The 15,274-nt window shown below is 69.6% G+C and carries 16 protein-coding genes and 1 pseudogene; 7 read left to right on the top strand and 10 right to left on the bottom strand.

The genetic code is table 11. The annotated features are described in order from the left end of the window. Positions 1–50 precede the first annotated feature (50 nt). A complete protein-coding gene (locus tag GLX30_RS31655) occupies positions 51–2,150 on the top strand; it encodes a SpoIIE family protein phosphatase (RefSeq protein ID WP_159694363.1) in 2,100 nt (699 codons plus the stop codon). Between the two features lie 180 nt (positions 2,151–2,330). On the opposite strand, the gene GLX30_RS31650 is transcribed toward GLX30_RS31655, so the two are convergent. Further along, positions 2,331–2,573, bottom strand: coding sequence for a DUF5133 domain-containing protein (locus tag GLX30_RS31650; RefSeq protein ID WP_159694362.1), 243 nt, complete (start codon positions 2,571–2,573; stop codon positions 2,331–2,333). A 139-nt stretch (positions 2,574–2,712) separates the two neighbouring features. Further along, on the bottom strand, positions 2,713–3,042 hold the full coding sequence (locus GLX30_RS31645; protein WP_244258526.1) for an STAS domain-containing protein: 330 nt from the start codon (positions 3,040–3,042) through the stop codon (positions 2,713–2,715). Between the two features lie 161 nt (positions 3,043–3,203). Between GLX30_RS31645 and GLX30_RS31640 the strand changes: the two genes are divergently transcribed. Then, positions 3,204–3,563 carry a helix-turn-helix domain-containing protein gene (locus GLX30_RS31640; protein WP_167306885.1) on the top strand — a complete coding sequence of 120 codons (360 nt, stop codon included), beginning with the start codon at positions 3,204–3,206 and terminating at the stop codon, positions 3,561–3,563. A gap of 612 nt (positions 3,564–4,175) precedes the next feature. After that, positions 4,176–5,234 (top strand): beta-propeller fold lactonase family protein, encoded by a 1,059-nt coding sequence (locus tag GLX30_RS31635; RefSeq protein WP_244258343.1) that lies wholly within the window; start codon positions 4,176–4,178, stop codon positions 5,232–5,234. Positions 5,235–5,872: 638 nt separating this feature from the next. On the opposite strand, the gene GLX30_RS31630 is transcribed toward GLX30_RS31635, so the two are convergent. Together GLX30_RS31630 and GLX30_RS31625 are read right to left on the bottom strand one after the other, a co-directional pair. Beyond that, positions 5,873–6,757 carry a fructosamine kinase family protein gene (locus GLX30_RS31630; RefSeq protein WP_159694359.1) on the bottom strand — a complete coding sequence of 295 codons (885 nt, stop codon included), beginning with the start codon at positions 6,755–6,757 and terminating at the stop codon, positions 5,873–5,875. Positions 6,758–6,796: 39 nt separating this feature from the next. Next, the gene (locus GLX30_RS31625) at positions 6,797–7,615 is read right to left on the bottom strand and encodes an SDR family oxidoreductase (protein WP_159694358.1); all 819 of its coding nucleotides are present in this window, start codon (positions 7,613–7,615) and stop codon (positions 6,797–6,799) included. A gap of 138 nt (positions 7,616–7,753) precedes the next feature. On the opposite strand from GLX30_RS31625, the gene GLX30_RS31620 reads away from it, so the two are divergent. Beyond that, positions 7,754–8,332 carry a TetR/AcrR family transcriptional regulator gene (locus GLX30_RS31620; RefSeq protein ID WP_159694357.1) on the top strand — a complete coding sequence of 193 codons (579 nt, stop codon included), beginning with the start codon at positions 7,754–7,756 and terminating at the stop codon, positions 8,330–8,332. A gap of 147 nt (positions 8,333–8,479) precedes the next feature. Here the strand turns inward: GLX30_RS31620 and GLX30_RS31615 are convergent, their stop codons facing one another. After that, positions 8,480–9,544 (bottom strand): bifunctional NAD(P)H-dependent oxidoreductase/GNAT family N-acetyltransferase, encoded by a 1,065-nt coding sequence (locus tag GLX30_RS31615; protein ID WP_159694356.1) that lies wholly within the window; start codon positions 9,542–9,544, stop codon positions 8,480–8,482. Positions 9,545–9,574: 30 nt separating this feature from the next. Here GLX30_RS31615 and GLX30_RS31610 point away from each other — a divergent pair, with 30 nt between their 5' ends. Further along, positions 9,575–10,039, top strand: coding sequence for a MarR family winged helix-turn-helix transcriptional regulator (locus GLX30_RS31610; protein ID WP_159694355.1), 465 nt, complete (start codon positions 9,575–9,577; stop codon positions 10,037–10,039). A gap of 269 nt (positions 10,040–10,308) precedes the next feature. Continuing rightward, positions 10,309–11,028 carry a YoaK family protein gene (locus GLX30_RS31605; RefSeq protein ID WP_244258342.1) on the top strand — a complete coding sequence of 240 codons (720 nt, stop codon included), beginning with the start codon at positions 10,309–10,311 and terminating at the stop codon, positions 11,026–11,028. Between the two features lie 151 nt (positions 11,029–11,179). Here the strand turns inward: GLX30_RS31605 and GLX30_RS35605 are convergent. From GLX30_RS35605 to GLX30_RS31585, 5 genes and pseudogenes are all read right to left on the bottom strand, one after another. Further along, a pseudogene (locus GLX30_RS35605) lies at positions 11,180–11,316 on the bottom strand (GNAT family N-acetyltransferase); the annotation flags it as partial. A gap of 9 nt (positions 11,317–11,325) precedes the next feature. Next, positions 11,326–11,574: a hypothetical protein gene (locus tag GLX30_RS31600; RefSeq protein ID WP_159694354.1), complete on the bottom strand. Its 249-nt coding sequence runs from the start codon at positions 11,572–11,574 to the stop codon at positions 11,326–11,328. 70 nt (positions 11,575–11,644) lie between these two features. Beyond that, complete coding sequence (locus GLX30_RS31595) at positions 11,645–12,235, bottom strand: hemerythrin domain-containing protein (protein ID WP_159694353.1); 591 nt, start codon at positions 12,233–12,235, stop codon at positions 11,645–11,647. Positions 12,236–12,246: 11 nt separating this feature from the next. Beyond that, positions 12,247–13,446, bottom strand: coding sequence for a hypothetical protein (locus GLX30_RS31590; protein ID WP_159694352.1), 1,200 nt, complete (start codon positions 13,444–13,446; stop codon positions 12,247–12,249). A 319-nt stretch (positions 13,447–13,765) separates the two neighbouring features. After that, positions 13,766–14,284, bottom strand: coding sequence for a hypothetical protein (locus GLX30_RS31585; RefSeq protein WP_159694351.1), 519 nt, complete (start codon positions 14,282–14,284; stop codon positions 13,766–13,768). A 120-nt stretch (positions 14,285–14,404) separates the two neighbouring features. Between GLX30_RS31585 and GLX30_RS31580 the strand changes: the two genes are divergently transcribed. Then, the gene (locus GLX30_RS31580; RefSeq protein WP_159694350.1) at positions 14,405–15,082 is read left to right on the top strand and encodes a TetR/AcrR family transcriptional regulator C-terminal domain-containing protein; all 678 of its coding nucleotides are present in this window, start codon (positions 14,405–14,407) and stop codon (positions 15,080–15,082) included. Positions 15,083–15,274 lie beyond the last annotated feature (192 nt).

The following is a 15,274-nucleotide window of genomic DNA, read 5'->3' as shown; positions in this document are numbered from 1 at the left end:
CCGCGGGCGCGCCAAGGGTCGGCGCCGTGCACGAGAAAGGGGACAGTCACGTGCCGTCAGACCGGTCGGAGGACGAACAGGGCCCCACGCCGGTCCGGTCCGAGCACGGGACACTGCTGGAGCACATCCCGGTCGCCGTCTTCGGCATGGATGAGCACGACCGGATCTGCTACTGGGGCCCCGGCGCGAAGGACCTCTTCGGACACGACTCCGCCTCCGCGCTGTCCCGGCCCGCCGGCATGCTTTTCCCCGAGCCGCCCCACGGGGAACCGCCCGCGTCCACGCGGCTGGGTGAGCGTGGCAGGACACTCGGGTACTGGCGGGTCCGGCATCCGGCTCGGCACCGGGACGGCACGGTCTTCCCGTGCGGCTTCCGGGCCTTCCCCGTGACCGGCACCGGACCGGGTTCCGTCGTCATGGTCCTGGCGAGCCGCGGCGATGAGCTCGACCGCGTGAAGACCAACCTGGCCTTCCTCGACGCCCTCTTCGAGACCTGCCCCATCGGCCTGGTCATGCTCGACGAGGATCTTCGGTACGTCCACCTCAATCATGCGCTCGCCGAGATGGACGGTCTTCCTATCCAGGAGCACCTCGGCCGGCGCATGGACGAGGTCATGCTCACCAGCGACGGAGGGGAGTATCTGCGGATGCTCCGCGAAGTCGCCGCCGGCGGCCCGCCCGTCGTGGGCGCCCTGGTCGGTCTGCGCACCGCGGGCCGTCCGGACCGCGACCAGGTGCGGTCGGTAAGTCTGTTTCCGTTGAGTCAGGCAGGCGACACGCGGCCCGGAGTGGGCGGGCTGCTGGTGGACGTGACCGACCGCGAACAGGCCATCGTCGAGGCGACGGCGACCCGGCAGAGGCTGGCGCTGCTCGACCGCGCCACGGCCGGCATCGGCACCACCCTGGACGTGGAGGTGACCGCCCGAGAAGTCGTCGAGGCCGCGGTACCGGACTTCGCCGACGCCTGCGTCGTCGAAGTCGTGCAGTGGATGGACGAGCCCGAGGTGTTCCACCCGAACCTGCCGCTGGTCACCCACAGAATCGCCTCAGGAACGGTCCTGCCGCCGCCCGCCACCGATCTCGTGAGCGGTCTCGAGACGGTGACCTACCCGCCGGGCTCCAGCATCCACCGGATGCTGGACACGGGCAGGCCCGTCTCCGTCGCGGTGAATGCCGACTTCGTCACCAGCACAGTGATGCACCAGGACCGGGCCCAACTCCTGATCGACAGTGGTCTGGAGCGCATCCTCCTCGCCCCCCTCGTCGCCCGGGGCACGGTCCAAGGCGTCATCATGTTCGGCCGCTCCGCCGCCCGCCCGCCCTTCACGGAGCAGGACCTCACTCTCGCCGGGGAGCTCGCCTCCCGTGCCGCCCTGTGTCTCGACAACGCACGGCTCTACAGCCGGGTCCAGCACATCGCACTCACCCTCCAACGCGCGCTGCTGCCCACCGCCCTCGCGGCCAGCCCCTACGTCGAAGTCGCCCACCGCTACGTACCGGGCAGCCACATCACCGAGGTCGGCGGCGACTGGTACGACGTGATCAACCTGCCGGACGACCGCGTCGCACTCGTCGTCGGCGACGTCATGGGACACGGAGTGCCCGCCGCCGCGGCCATGGGCCGGCTGCGCATCACCGCCAAGGCACTCGCCAGGAGCAACCAGGAACCGGACACTCTCCTCGGCGAACTGGACGCCTGCGCCCAGGAGGCGGGCATCGAACTGGCGACCTGCCTCTACATCCTCTACGACCCGGCGACCGGCCACGCCCGCATCTCCAACGCCGGCCACCCGCCGCCGCTCGTGCGCCATCCGGACGGCACGGTCAGGACGATCAGCGATGTGCTGGGAATCCCTCTCGGGGTCGGCGGTCTTCCTTTCGGGACGACCGACATCGACCTGCCCGACGGTGCCGTTCTCGCCCTCTACACCGACGGCCTCATCGAAGCCCGCGGCCAGGACATCGAGGACGGCATGACCGCGGCTCGCAACGAACTGCGACGGGCACCGGCCGATCTGGAGGAAGCGGCGGACACCATCCTGTCCCGTCTGCGGCCCGACCCTCCCGATGACGACACGGTGCTCGTCCTCGCACGCGTGCACCGCCGGCACGCTCCCGACGGCAGCACCACCCCAGGAACGACTCCATGACTCCTGCCACAGTCGACACGCCGGCACGGCCCCGCGAGATCCACTTGACGGCGGCTGAGGACAGGGCCGTTGGGGCGGACCCGGAGGGGGAACTCTGCGACGAGCCCGAGAACACGGGGCCATTCCGGAGAGCGCGGCATCATCCCCCGCGAGAGCCGGCCACAGATGTCCGGCGTAGGCCTACGCGGCCAGTGTCTCGTCGTTTGGGGAGACACTTGTACGACCGGCGTACTGCGCCAGCAATGTGTCTGCCTTGAGCAAAGCCTCCTCCGCAGTGCGGGCGCCGGTCATGACGCACAGCGTGTACGTGGTGTCCTCAAGCACCCTGCTGGTGCGGCCGGTGGGCCACACATCGTGTTCGATGCGCGCCTGAGCGAACCGGGCCAGCACCGCACGCAGTTCCTTCTCCGCCGGAAGGATCATGGTGAAACCTCTCCCCTCACAAGCCCCGCCCGCGGCACGGTCGACCGATCGCGAGGAAGTGACTGTCCCCTGGAATCTGACGGCCACGGTTCACGACCGGGCAGCGTCAAGCACAACTTTGAATGCCTGCATCGAGGTCCTAGCAGGCAGCGGCCTCTTCCACCGTCGCCCGTACCTTCAGGACGGTGTCGACTCCGGTGATTCGCAGAAGACGCCGCAGTTGTTGCGTCGGCGCAGCCACGCGTAGGTCGGCCGCCTGATGGGTGCGGATCAACAGATTCAGCAGCGTCGAGTCCGCGAAGGTGATGCCGGAGGCGTCCAGAACCATCCTCGGGTGCTCCTTGGCCGCCGTGTCCAAGGCGTCCGCCAGGGGCGTGATCGAGTGCATGTCGAAGTCGCCTCGTGCGCCGACGACCCAGGCGCCGCACCATTCGTACTGCACGACCGTGGCCTGGTCCAGGACCTGCAGCCGACTCCCGTCGGCGTATTCGCCCGCGCGCCCTGTGACCGCTTCATTCAGAGACACCCTCGGACCCCTCCTGTGACTCCCACACTGATCCCGTCATTCATTGCGCGAAAAGTATGTCATGTATTCGGTGTCCGGCAAAGCCGGTCCGTAGAATGCTGTGCATGGTTGAAGTGCCTGAATCTCACACCGGATGGACGTTCGTCACGAACCACGCGCGCGTGCTGGCGGCCATTGCCGACAACCCGAACGTCCGGATCCGCGACATCGCCGCCCACTGCCGGCTCACCGAGCGCGCCGTCCAGCGGATCATCTCCGACCTCGAGCAGGACGGTTACCTCTCTCACACCCGCGACGGGCGCAGCAACACCTACCGGATCGAGCCGGACAAGGTGCTACGTCACCCGGCGGAAGCGGGCCTGACCGTGGCCTCCCTGCTCTCCCTGCTCGTACAGGACGAGACTGACCGCGCAAGGCCCGGCAGCCGGCCGTCCGGCTTCGCCGGTACCAGCGGCGCGCGGTAGCGGCAGATCCGACGCCGATCGCGGCACCTGCCTTCGATCGGCACAACCGACCATGCCGGAGGGGAGGGCCGCTTCGACCTGCCCAGGTATCGCAGCCCTCCTGGACCTGCGCGTGTCCGCCCACCTGGACAGCCTCGAGTTTTCCGCCCCGCCTCCGCCCGTTGCGGCCCGCCCCACGATTCCGGGAGATCGGCCACAGCAATGACGCGGCACTCCAAGCGATCGGGCGGCGGCAACTCGCGTGGGACATGGCCGCCCCTGGAGGAGACGCGGGCGCGGAGGATGGCGCCTCACCGGCTGGTGTCTGTTGTGCGGTCACCGGGGTGGCTCAACCTGCTGGCATTCGGCAGCTTTGAACATGCTCTGTACCTGTCGCTGTGCTTAACGTCATCGAGGTTCCAGCTGTCATGTCTGTGCCGTCTGGTTCCCGCGCTGCCCGGACAGGCCGGGCCGGCGTGTTGTCGGCTGGAGGAGGTCTTCATGACGGGTGTTGACGTGGACGAGCGCCGGCGGGGTGCGTGTGGCCCCGGGGAGGATGGTGCGCGAGAGCGCCGACGAACGGCGTCGTGGCGGGCGCGGACACAGGCGCTGCTGGCCGGGGCTGTCGTGGTCTTGGCCGGTCTGACCCTGCCCGTCGCAGCGGCCGCACCTGCCGCTGCCGATCCCGGCAGCCGGTCAGGCGAGTGCGACGCCGCCTATGTCCCCAACTTCAGCGACGACACGGTGTCGGTGATCGGCACCGACGACAACACCGTCATCGCCACCGTCCCCGTCGGCGACGCCCCCTTCGATGTGGCGGTGGCCCCATCCTGCTCCTTCGTCTACATCACCAACTTCGGCGCGGACACGGTGTCGGTGATCGACGCCGACGACAACACCGTCATCGCCACCGTCCCCGTCGGCACCGGCCCCACCGGCGTGGCGGTGACCCCCGACGGTGACCGCGTCTACGTGGCCAACTTCAGCGCCAACACGGTGTCGGTGATCGACGCCGACGACAACACCGTCGTCGCCACCGTCCCCGTCGGCACCGGCCCCTCCGGCGTGGCAGTGAGCCCCGACGGTGACCGCGTCTATGTCGCCAACGGCGAGGAGGACACGGTGTCGGTGATCGACACCGACGACAACACCGTCGTCGCCACCATCCCGGTCGGCGACAGGCCCAACGGTGTAGCGGTGGCTCCGGACGGTGACCGCGTCTACGTGGCCAACCAGAACGAGGACACGGTGTCCGTGATCGACACCGACGACAACACCGTCGTCGCCACCATCCCCGTAGGTGACGCCCCCGTCGGTGTGGCGGTGACCCCGGACGGGGACCGCGTCCACGTCACCAACCTCGCCGACGACACGGTGTCCGTGATCGACACCGACGACAACACCGTCGTCGCCACCGTCCTCGCCGGCGACGCCCCCATCGCTGTGGCGGTGACCCCGGACGGAAACCGCGCCTACGTGGCCAACGGTGACGACAACACGGTTTCGGTGATCGACACGGACGACAACACGGTCGTCGCCACCGTCCCCGTCGGCCTCAGCCCCAACGGTGTAGCGGTGGGGACGGAAGCGGACAAGGACAAGTGCCGCTGTCACCACGGGGACGGAAAGGAAGAGTGCCGCTGCCCACCTGACCGCAAGAACGACGGTGACCGCGCCGGCGTCTCTCCTTGAGCCTCTTCCCGACGTCGTGATCCCAGAATTCCCAGCCCGACGTCGAACACCGGAAGGCCCCTGCGCCACACGGCCCCGACACACCGCCCCCGGCTGTGTGTCGGGGCCGTCCACGTTCTTGCGGAGCCGCACTTCGGCTCCGTGTGTCCGCGATCGTCGCGGACACCGACCGCCTCTCCTTCACAAAGCTGCGTGCCGGCGAACTGCGCTCGCTCCAACCCGTCCCCGGGGGATGAACCGGAGCGAGGACACCTCCGCAAGGGCAGTCCGTCATGGCCGGGATCGGTCCTTGGTCGCGTCCGTCCAGAAGAGCAACGTGCCTCTCTGGTCGGCTCCGCGGACGGTTCCGACCTGCGGCCCGCCCCGGACATCCCGAGGCAGGGTCCGGCGATCGTGAACGGGTGACTTGCGAGTACGCCTACGGTACGGAAAGTCTTCGCCGCAGGTTCTCCGTGTCGTCCGGCCGCCGGCCGGAACGCAGCCAGCTGATTCACAGGTACGTCAGCTGCCGGTCACCGGGGACAGCCACGCCCCATGGCGCACGATCAAGAGGGCTCCGGACCACCGCTCTCACGGAATGTGCGCCAGAACCTCGTTCTGGATCACGCAGTTAAAGGCCGTGATCTTCTGAGCTGAGCTCAGGGCCGCTGTCGGAACGGGGCGAGCGTGGCGCGCACGAGGTCGGCGGCGCCCCAGTCGGGGGCGAACTGGGCGATCACGGCCAGGTGTTGGCGTAGCTGGAGGATCGGCATCCGTTCGCGCCAGTCGCGGTCGAGCCCGGTCAGCTCGGCGTACAGCCCGAAGAACACATGCGCCTCGGGCGGCGGCGCTGTCGTCCAGAGGTGGGCCAGGTCGACCTCGGCCCACGTGTACGACACGGCCGGGTCGATCAGCGCGGGCCGCCCGCCGGGGGTGGCCATGACGTTCAGCGCCCACAGGTCGCCGTGCGTCAGGCACGCGGGTCTGACCGGCAGCAGTTCGAGCAGCCGGTCGCACAGCCGCTCCAGCGCCGCCCTGTCCGCGGCGTCCAGCGCCTCGTGGACACGACGCTCGCCGAGCCAGCGCAGCAGACGGTGCTGGGCGAAGAACTCGAACCCGTCTTCGTCCCAGGTGTTGACCTGTCGACGACGGCCCAGCCAGTTGTCCCGGTGCCACCCGAATCGGGGGTACCGCGTGGTGGTGTGCAGGTGGGCGAGGGCATGCGCGAGCTGCTCCCAGACGGCCTCGGTGCCCGGGCGCGGCTGCAGCACGGACAGCACGAGCAGGTCGCGGTCCACGAGGATGATCTCGGGCGTGGCGATGCCGCCCGCCTCGCGCAGCACGGTGAGCCCTTCGGCCTCCGCGGCGAAGGCGTCGTCCGACGGTGGCTCGCCGAACGCCTTGACGAACACCGACGTGCCGTCAACCCGGCGCGCGAGCCCCGCGGTCGCGGCGAGGCCTCCGGTGGCCGGCTCGACCGCGACGACATCGGTCAGGTCGGCCGCGTGCAGGCGTTCGAGCAGGAGGGACGTCGCCTGTGTCACGGGTCGCCGAGGCGGCGCCGAGGGGGGCGATGGAGGCTCTCATGCGGCGTGCTCCGGCATCGTCGAGGGGGCGGCCGAGGTGGCAAGGACCTTGCGGGTGACGCGTTCGGCGATGGCCGCGACCAGGGTCCGGGGGCGGCGGGGTGTCAGGTGTGCGGTCAGGGCGTTGCCGAATCCGGGGGCGACATAGCCGCGGTCGCGCTCCAGCGCGCGCAGCGCGGCGCGTACGACGGGCTCCGGGGTGGTCATGGAGCCGGTGACAGCCGCCCGGCGGGTGCCGATGGTGTCGAAGAAGGCGGTCTCGACCGGGCCGGGGCACAAGGTGAGCACGCGGATGCCCCGCCGGCGGTACTCCTGACGCAGGGCGAGGCCGAAGTTCAGCACGAAGGCCTTGGCCGCACCGTAGACGGCGAAGTACGGGGACGGCTGGAAGGCGGCGTTGGACGCGACGTTGACGACCGAGCCGCGGCCGCGCTCCAGCATGCCGGGCAGGAGCTCATGGGTGAGGTCGACGAGTGCGACGACATTGACCATCAGCTGGTCGTGGTCGCGGGCCACGGGTATTTCCTCGAAGCGGCCGCAGGTCCCGAAGCCGGCGTTGTTGACGAGCAGGTCGACGCTCAGACCACGGGCGGCCAGCCGGTCGGCGACGCGGCGGGCCGCGTCCGGCTCGGCGAGGTCCTGGACCAGCACATGCGCGCGGACGCCGTGTTCGGCGATCAGGCGCTCGGCAAGGGCGGCAAGCCGGTCGCCGGATCGCGCCACCAGGACCACATCGTGCCCCTGGGCGGCGAGCTGCGCGGCGAACTCCGCGCCGAGGCCGGACGACGCTCCGGTGATAAGGGCGGTGCTGTGCACGACTTCCTCCTTCAGTCGAGGGCAACTGGCATGAGCATGTATCAGTACTCTCATTAACCGCAACAGATATGATGCGTTTAGAACCGAGATCGCGTCACGGATGTATGGTGTTCCCGGACAAGTGGGCCAACAGGGGGCGTGATGGGTGAGACAGCGGGACGATCGCTACGGGCGGACGCGGAACGCAGCGTGCGCGCGATCCTGGAAGCGGCCGAGCGGGTGCTCGCCGAAGATCCCGGCGCTTCCATGGAGCAGATCGCAGCAGCCGCGGGAGTGGCCCGCACGACGATCCACCGGCGGTTCGCCAACCGGCAGGCGCTGATCGAGGCGTTGGCATCATCCGCCGCCCGCCAGCTCGCCCGCGCGGTGGACGACGGCAGGCCGGACACCGCGCCGCCGCTGGTGGCGATGCACCGGATCACGGCCAACGTGCTCCAGGTCAAGAGCGCCTGGGCGTTCGCCCTGGAGCTGCCGGCCGACCCGGCCGGCGAGGCCGCCGTCCTCCATCAGGACATCACCCGCAGCTGCATCGCCGTGCTGAAGCGGGCCCAGGAGGACAAGCTCATCGACGAAGCGGCCGACCTCGACTGGGTCCGCCGGGTCTACTACGCCCTCATCGGGGAATCCCTGCACGGCAACGCTGACGGCGCCGACCCGGACACCCTCGCCACCCGCATCATCGACACCCTGCTGCACGGCGCCGGCCCACGCGCCTGAGCCGCGAGCTGCATTCAGGAGTCGCAGTGGACCGTCTTGCCGCTGACATGGGGGCGGACGGCGGCGCGTGCGCAGTACCGGCGCGGGGCTGCGTCGGCGGGATGCCCGCTCCGGCCGCAGGCCTGCCGGAGCCGACGGCGCCCGCGCTCAGGCGACGACGGCTTTGACCAGGCCCACCACGCCTTCGTCCGGCGCATCGGGAAGCGGAGCGTACCCCTGCCCCTGGTACAGGGTGAGGTTGCGATGGCTGGCGGCACCGGTGGACAGGACGATACGCCGGCATCCCTCCCCGGCCGACTCGGCCCGGCGCAGCAGCCACCGGCCCACGCCGAGTCCCCACAGGTCGGGGGCGACGGCGAGCCGCCCGACGTGCAGGTCGGCGCCGTCGCGACGCGTGCGGACCATCCCGAGCAGCCGCCCGTCCCGCCACAGTCCCGTCGTATGCCAGTCGGCCAGCCAGGTGCGCACCTCGTCCGGCGACTCGCGGAGCGCCGGGATCGCCAGGGTGTCGTTGGCGAGCGCCTCCTCCATCCAGCAGCAGCGCTGCAACACCGTCACCTCGGGGGCGTCGTCCGGGCCGAGACGCCGCGCGTACGAGCCGGGGAGCGGGCCCGCCACGGAGTCCGCGCGTCCGTGCTCACGCAGCGGGGCCAGCGCCCGTGAGACCCGTACCAGTTCCGACAGCAGACCTTCGGCCGCGTCAGCATGGCGCGCCGCGGGGGCGAAACGGTCGTCGTGCATCGCCTCCGCGATCCGTATGGCGACGGTCGCACCCAGGGGGACAAGGCGCAGGGTGGTCACCACCTGCTTGGCGTGCTGGACCGCGCGGGTGCCGGCCGAGGTGTGGCCGTAGCTGACGAAGCCGACCGGCTTCCAGGCCCATTCCGGGCCCAGGTAGTCGAGTGCGTTCTTCAGGGTCGCCGGCATTCCGTAGTTGTACTCCGGCGTCACGAAGACGAAGCCGTCCGCCCCGTCGACGATCCGGCTCCAGCGGCGGGCGTGTTCGTGATCGTGGACGCCGGTCGACGGGTGCTCCTCCTCGTCCAGGAAGGGCAGGCCCAGATCGCCGATGGCCAGGGGCACGAGGTCCGCGTCGAACATGTCGGCGCTCGCCGCGAGCGTCTCGGTCAGCCACTCGCCGACGGCGGGGCCGAGCGCGCCGGGGCGAGTGCTGCAGACCAGTACGACGACGCGAAGGCGTTTCGTTGTCATGGAAACGAAAGTAGCCGGTAGATTGATTACATGTCAACGAATGAGACGGACCCTCCGGTCCGCTGGCTCGCGACCGACGAGGAGCGCGTCTGGCGGGCGTACCTCCGCATGGTGACCGCGGTGCAGGCCCGCACCGCGCAGGACCTGGCCGCGCACGGGTTGTCCGACCCCGACTACGAGGTGCTCAGCACCTTGTCCGAGCGCACCGACGGCACCAGCACGCTGCGCGAGCAGGCCGCCAAGATGGGGTGGTCACGAAGCCGTCTGTCCCGCCACGCCACCCGTATGGAGGCGCGCGGACTCATCCGGCGGGCACCGGACCCCGCCGACGGAAGGGGCTGCTTCCTGGTCCTCACCGAGACGGGATGGGACACGCTCCGGGAAGCCGCCCCGACCCATGTCGCGTCCGTGCGACGGCACTTCGTCGACCGGCTCGACCCCGGGGAACTCGCGGCGCTCGGGCGCATCGCGGAGAAGATCGCCGACGGCCGGTAGGCGTCCCCGTCGCCGAGGCGACCTGCCGACCGTGCACCGACGGCGGCAAGCGCGCCTCGCTTGGCGTTCGCCACGGCACCACCCCCGGGACAGAGTGGCGAGCATCCGCTCGAGGGCCGGCCCCGGTGGCTCAGTCGGCGTGGTCCCCCGTCACGGGGGCGGCTGGGCCATGCCATTCGAGGAGTGTCCCGCGAAAGCGTTCGCCCGCGAGGGTGAGGCGGGCCCCGTGCCGTGAGGCCGGGGCGGTCCGGCGACCGTAACGTCCCGGTATGAAACCCAGGTCGGGGCGGGCGCTGACATTCATCATGGTTCTGCTCACGGTGACGACGGGGATGATCGAGGCGGTCTCGTTCCTCGCACTCGGTCCGGTCTTCGCGGCCGTTCAGACCGGCAGTCTGCTGCTGCTCGGGTTCGCTGTCGCCGGGACGGCCGGCATCTCGATCACCGCGACGGCGGCTTCCCTGGCGGGCTTCGCAGTGGGGGCGGTCGGCGGCTCACGGGCGGAGTCGGCGATCGACGGCCGGGGTCGGCGCTGGTTCACCGCCGCCCTGGTCGGGGAGGGCCTCCTGCTCGGCGCGTCGGCATTCGTGATCTGGCGCATCGGCATCGAGCGCCCCGGCGGCCCCGTGGACGGGCGTCACCTCGCGGTGATCGCCATGGTTGCCTGCGCGATGGGTGTGCGTAACGTGACGGCCTTGCGGGTGAAGGTGCCGGGCGTCTCCACGACGGTGGTGACCACGGCCCTGACCGGACTGCTCGTCGTGCTCCATCCGCTGGCGGCCGACAGCCGGGTCGGCTCCGGCGCCGGGGCGGAGTTGCGTCGTTTCTCTTCGGTCCTCGCCATGTTGTCCGGCGCCCTGTTCGGCGCATGGCTGCTGGACAGGTCGGTCCGTCCGGCAGTGGTACTGGCCGTCCCGGCCGGGCTCGTCCTCGCCCTTGGCCTGGCGCTGTCGGCGCTGCCAAGGGAGCGGACGTCGGTGCCGGGGTGAGGGCGACCGGCAGAGCCCGTAGGGGTCCGGGGGCCGTGCTCTGCCCGCGGACGTTCACTTGACGGAAGGGCCGAGAACTCCGACGCGGTGTCGGAGTGTGGTGTGGGAGTCGCCGTCGACTTTCTGTGGCCGGGAAACCGCGCGCCCATGTGTGGAGGTGGCCTTCGAGAGGGAACGCAGGCGGTGCGCGGGCAGGAGTGTGGTCAGTTCGTACCGGCATTTCCGTGCGACGCGGCAGGACGCGGCGTTGTCCACCTGGTGCAGGAGTTCAAGTCGCTCCAGCCCCTCTCCAAGTGCTCAGGCACCGAGCTTGCCGACTGCGTCGCGCAACGACGCTGCCACCCGCGCCACGTCCTCCCGGGCGGGTGACGGCGTGCCCAGCCGGTCCACGAGCTCCGCTCGCGACACAAGCACTGCTGCGCCGTGAAAGGCGTCGCTGTCGAGCGCGGCCCGGTCGACCACCTGCGCCGTCCCCTCCACCAGCACCAGAGCGGCGTCGTCCTCGGAAGCATCCAACAGCTCTTGGACGACCGCTTCGTCGATCACTGCGACTCCCTTCTCCTGTAGTGCGCTCGAGTCAGAGGCCCGGGCGCGTGACCCGGGTCCCAGGCGCTCTTCAGTCTTTGCCCATGGCCCCGCGGACGGCGTCCTTCGTACGGTCCATGAGCGCGGCGACCGGTCCCAGCGCCACGTTGGCGGCGCCCGACTCCACCCCCGGGTGCGGACGGGTGGGGGCCATGGCCTCGGCTGCTTTGACGGCCTTGGCCATCGCGGCGAGCTGCTTGGCGTCGGTGCTGCGGCGGATGTGGGCGAACTCGTAGCGTTCCTCGGCCCGCGCGTGCTGCTGGACGTCCGTCCGCAGCTGCACGAGACGAGGCATGAACTGCGGGTCGTCGGTGTCGACGTCGTCGAGCTGGACCAGGATCTCCTTGGCCGCCTTCTCCTCGGCAAGGCGGTCCTCGACGACCTGCTCACCGCCCGGGATGCTCCTGCGGGCGAAGGGATGGACGACCTCCTCCTCCGCCGTCTCGTGCACGGCGAGCAGACGCACCAGACGGTGGAATGCGTCGCGGCGTTCCTGACCTGTCGTGGCCTCGACCTCGTCGAAGAGATTGCGGATGTCGCCGTGCTGTCGCATCAGCAGCGCCACGACATCAGTGTCCTGGCCGTGGTCGTCACCGGCCTGAGGGGTCTGGCGTTCGGACATGGACCGTTCCCTCACTTCTCGCGCATCGCGGGGTCGGGGTGCTCGCCTTCGGACTGCACGCGGTACTCGCGGCCGAACATGGCGTCATGCTCGGCCATGACCCGCTCACTCGGCGGCTCCTCGCCGCCGTGGATCTGCTCCTGCATCTGTTCGAACCGCTCGTGCGCCTCGCGCACATAGCCGGCGCCCAGAGTCGTCAGGTCCATCTGCGTGTCCAGCAGTTCCCGCAGATACGCCTTGTTCGGCTCGAAGGTGAGCACGTTCGGCAGCTCCGGGGCCAGGATCTCCGCGGGGTCGCGTCCGTCGTGGCGGCGCATCAGGTCACAGGCGGTGTGCAGGTGCTCGAGCTCCATGTTCAGGTGCAGCTCCCAGATCGCCTTGACCTTGGCGTCGCTCTCCTGCTCCATGAAGGAGTGGTACAGATAGCACTCGTTGTACTCGTGGTTGACGAGCTGCTCCCACCATGTCTCCCCCGGGTCCACGAGGGACTCGTAGTGGGTGACGTGCTCCTCCTCGATCAGGCCGATCTCCTGATACAGCTGGCGGGCGATCGGCTCCATGTAGGTGGGGCCCGTGTTCATGTAGAAGTTCATCGTCTGCTGCTCCGCCGACAGAACGGTCAATGCGTGCAGCTTCGACAGCGGATCGGTGGCGTTCCTGTCGTAAGGATCACGCACGTTGTCCACCGGGTTCCGGTGGTGGTACTTCGTCGGCCGGCCCGGCATGACCTCGGTCAGCCCGTCCACGATCGACTCCGCCTTGCGGTGCTCGATCATCTCGTACAGGTTCGCGTACCGGTACAGATGGTCGAAGTCCTCCAGCACACCGAACTGGTACGCCTGCTTCAGATACGGGTCCGGCTCCATCCTCGCGATCCACGCCGTAAGGTCCACCGCCACCTGCTCATAGGCGATCGTCGTCTCCAGCACCGACGACACCCCGGGCAGCAACCAGTTCACCACCTTCTGCTGCTGCGCCTCGATGTACCGCACCCGCGCCAGCTGCCGCTTGATCTCCGCATCGGGGCAGTGCCGGGCGAGCTGGTGGCTGAACATGATCGCCTCCACCTCGATGCCGTTCATCGTGATGATCCGGCAACGGGTGTACGGGTCACAGCGGTCCGGGTCGATAGGCGGCACGTCCAGCTCACGCCAACTGCGCAACTGCCGGTCCAGCGGGATACCCCGCTGCTCGAGCGGATTGAAGGCCATGCGAAAGGCTCCTCGAAGTGGGTGTGCGCGACTGAGTACCCCAGCCCGGCGGCGAATCACTCCACCTTCACGAGGGGCATCCCACCCCATGCTTTGCCCCCACCATGCCCTCCGCCACAGCCCACGCCTCAACGGCCGTACGCGTCCCCGTCCGGAGGAACAGACGCCTGCCGGGCCGTTCCAGACACCGCGCGGGCGAAACCGTCCGCGCCGTCGCCGACCCGCTGGCCCGCTGGCCCGTGCAGTCGAGTGAGCGGCAGGCGCGGGACCGGTCGGACGGATACCGAAGGGCTGTTGCCGCCGCGCCGATTGTGCGTTGTCAGACGAGGGACACGGCGGCCAGGGCGACGAAGGAGCCGGCGAAGACCACCGCGTTGCGGAGGTATGCCTGAGCGCGCACCCAGCGGGGAAAGGCGTCCTCGGCTGCCCGGAGGAAGGGTGCGACCTCGACACGGGCCAGCTCCGGGTCGCCCTTGCGGCGGAATGCGGCCTCCACGGACTGCACCGCGGTGACGTTGCTGTAGACGATTGCGGCGTTCATCAGCACCACCAGTGAGGAGAAGATCCAGGTCAGCAGTTGGGCCTGCCCGGCGCCGGCGAAGTTCAGGGCGGCGATGACGGTCATCACCGCGGCGACGGCCGCCGGGGCAGCGGTCTCGTGGCCGCCGGCGTCGAACCGGAGCCTGTTCTCCTCCAGCACCTCCGGGCGAACGTTCTGACGGCGGAGCTCGGTGACTGCGGCGGCCTTGGCGGCGGGGCCGAAGCGGTGGCGGACCAGCGGGATGCTGAGGAACGCGGCAGCGACCGACAACTGCATGACGGCGGCAAGGGTGTTCATGAGGATTCCCTTCGACTTGCACTTAGTTCAACTGCTCGACGGAGTGACGATAGACCGCGACTTGAACACCGTGCAAGGCTTTTCTTGAACATTGTGCAAGTCGGCGCCTATCCTGAGGCCATGCCGCGTGACACCCTCACCCGAGACCAGATCGTCCGCACCGCTGTCGAGCTCCTGGACGCCGAAGGCCTGGAAGGCCTGAACATGCGAGCCTTGGGCAAACGGCTCGACTCCGCCGCCACAGCCGTGTACTGGCACGTACAGAACAAGGACAACCTCGTCCTCCTCGCCACCGACCAGGTGTGGGGTGAACTCGCGCTGCCCGAGCCGGATATGGCCGACTGGCGCACCGCGGCTACGGCCATGGCCGCCGACCTGTACCGGATGTTCACCCGGCACCCCTGGCTGGTGCAGGTCTTTGCCGCGCACGTCGTCTACGGCGAGGGCAAGGCCCGCCACGACGACCACAGCCTCGCCCTCTACGAGGCCGCCGGCTTCACCGGCGCCCACGCCGACCAGGCCGCCGCCGCTGTCTTCACCTACGTCCTCGGCAACGCGGCCGGCGCCGCCGCGACCGCCTCCCTGACCCGGAAACTCGACGAGAAGGGCACCACCGCCGAAGAGCAGTTCAAAGACGCCATGGCCAAGGCCCGGGAGATCGCCGAACGATACCCGCGCCTACGCGCCCGCTTGGACACCCCAGCAGCGGCCGACTACGCCGCCTCTCCGGACAGGACATTCGAGTTCGGCCTCCAAGCACTGCTCGACGGGCTGGAACGCCTACGCGCCGGAACCTGACCCGACCCCACTCGCCCAGCCAGCGCTGCCGCATGGATCACATGCCGATACCGGATTCGCCGAAGCTCCTTGGGGTGGTGAGCCGTTCGGGATCGAAGGCACGAGCAGAACGAGGAGACCCCGGCCCCCGATGAGGAGGCACTCGAAGGCCGGGCCCCGAGCCGCCTGCCGACCTCCCCACGCACGCCGCGA

It is taken from the genome of Streptomyces sp. Tu 2975 (assembly GCF_009832925.1).
In the GTDB taxonomy this organism is placed as follows: Bacteria; Actinomycetota; Actinomycetes; order Streptomycetales; family Streptomycetaceae; genus Streptomyces.
Note: the sequence above shows the minus strand (reverse complement) of the source record. Positions and strands in the feature narration are given on the sequence as shown.

Bases quoted from the DNA above. Each gene is read 5' to 3' on its own strand.
- GLX30_RS31610 (WP_159694355.1), top strand. From the start codon at position 9,575: ATGTCAACGAATGAGACGGACCCTCCGGTCCGCTGGCTCGCGACCGAC.
- GLX30_RS31580 (WP_159694350.1), top strand. From the start codon at position 14,405: ATGCCGCGTGACACCCTCACCCGAGACCAGATCGTCCGCACCGCTGTC.
- GLX30_RS31650 (WP_159694362.1), bottom strand. From the start codon at position 2,573: ATGATCCTTCCGGCGGAGAAGGAACTGCGTGCGGTGCTGGCCCGGTTC.
- GLX30_RS31615 (WP_159694356.1), bottom strand. From the start codon at position 9,544: ATGACAACGAAACGCCTTCGCGTCGTCGTACTGGTCTGCAGCACTCGC.
- GLX30_RS31590 (WP_159694352.1), bottom strand. From the start codon at position 13,446: ATGGCCTTCAATCCGCTCGAGCAGCGGGGTATCCCGCTGGACCGGCAG.
- GLX30_RS31595 (WP_159694353.1), bottom strand. From the start codon at position 12,235: ATGTCCGAACGCCAGACCCCTCAGGCCGGTGACGACCACGGCCAGGAC.
- GLX30_RS31640 (WP_167306885.1), top strand. From the start codon at position 3,204: ATGGTTGAAGTGCCTGAATCTCACACCGGATGGACGTTCGTCACGAAC.
- GLX30_RS31605 (WP_244258342.1), top strand. From the start codon at position 10,309: ATGAAACCCAGGTCGGGGCGGGCGCTGACATTCATCATGGTTCTGCTC.
- GLX30_RS31585 (WP_159694351.1), bottom strand. From the start codon at position 14,284: ATGAACACCCTTGCCGCCGTCATGCAGTTGTCGGTCGCTGCCGCGTTC.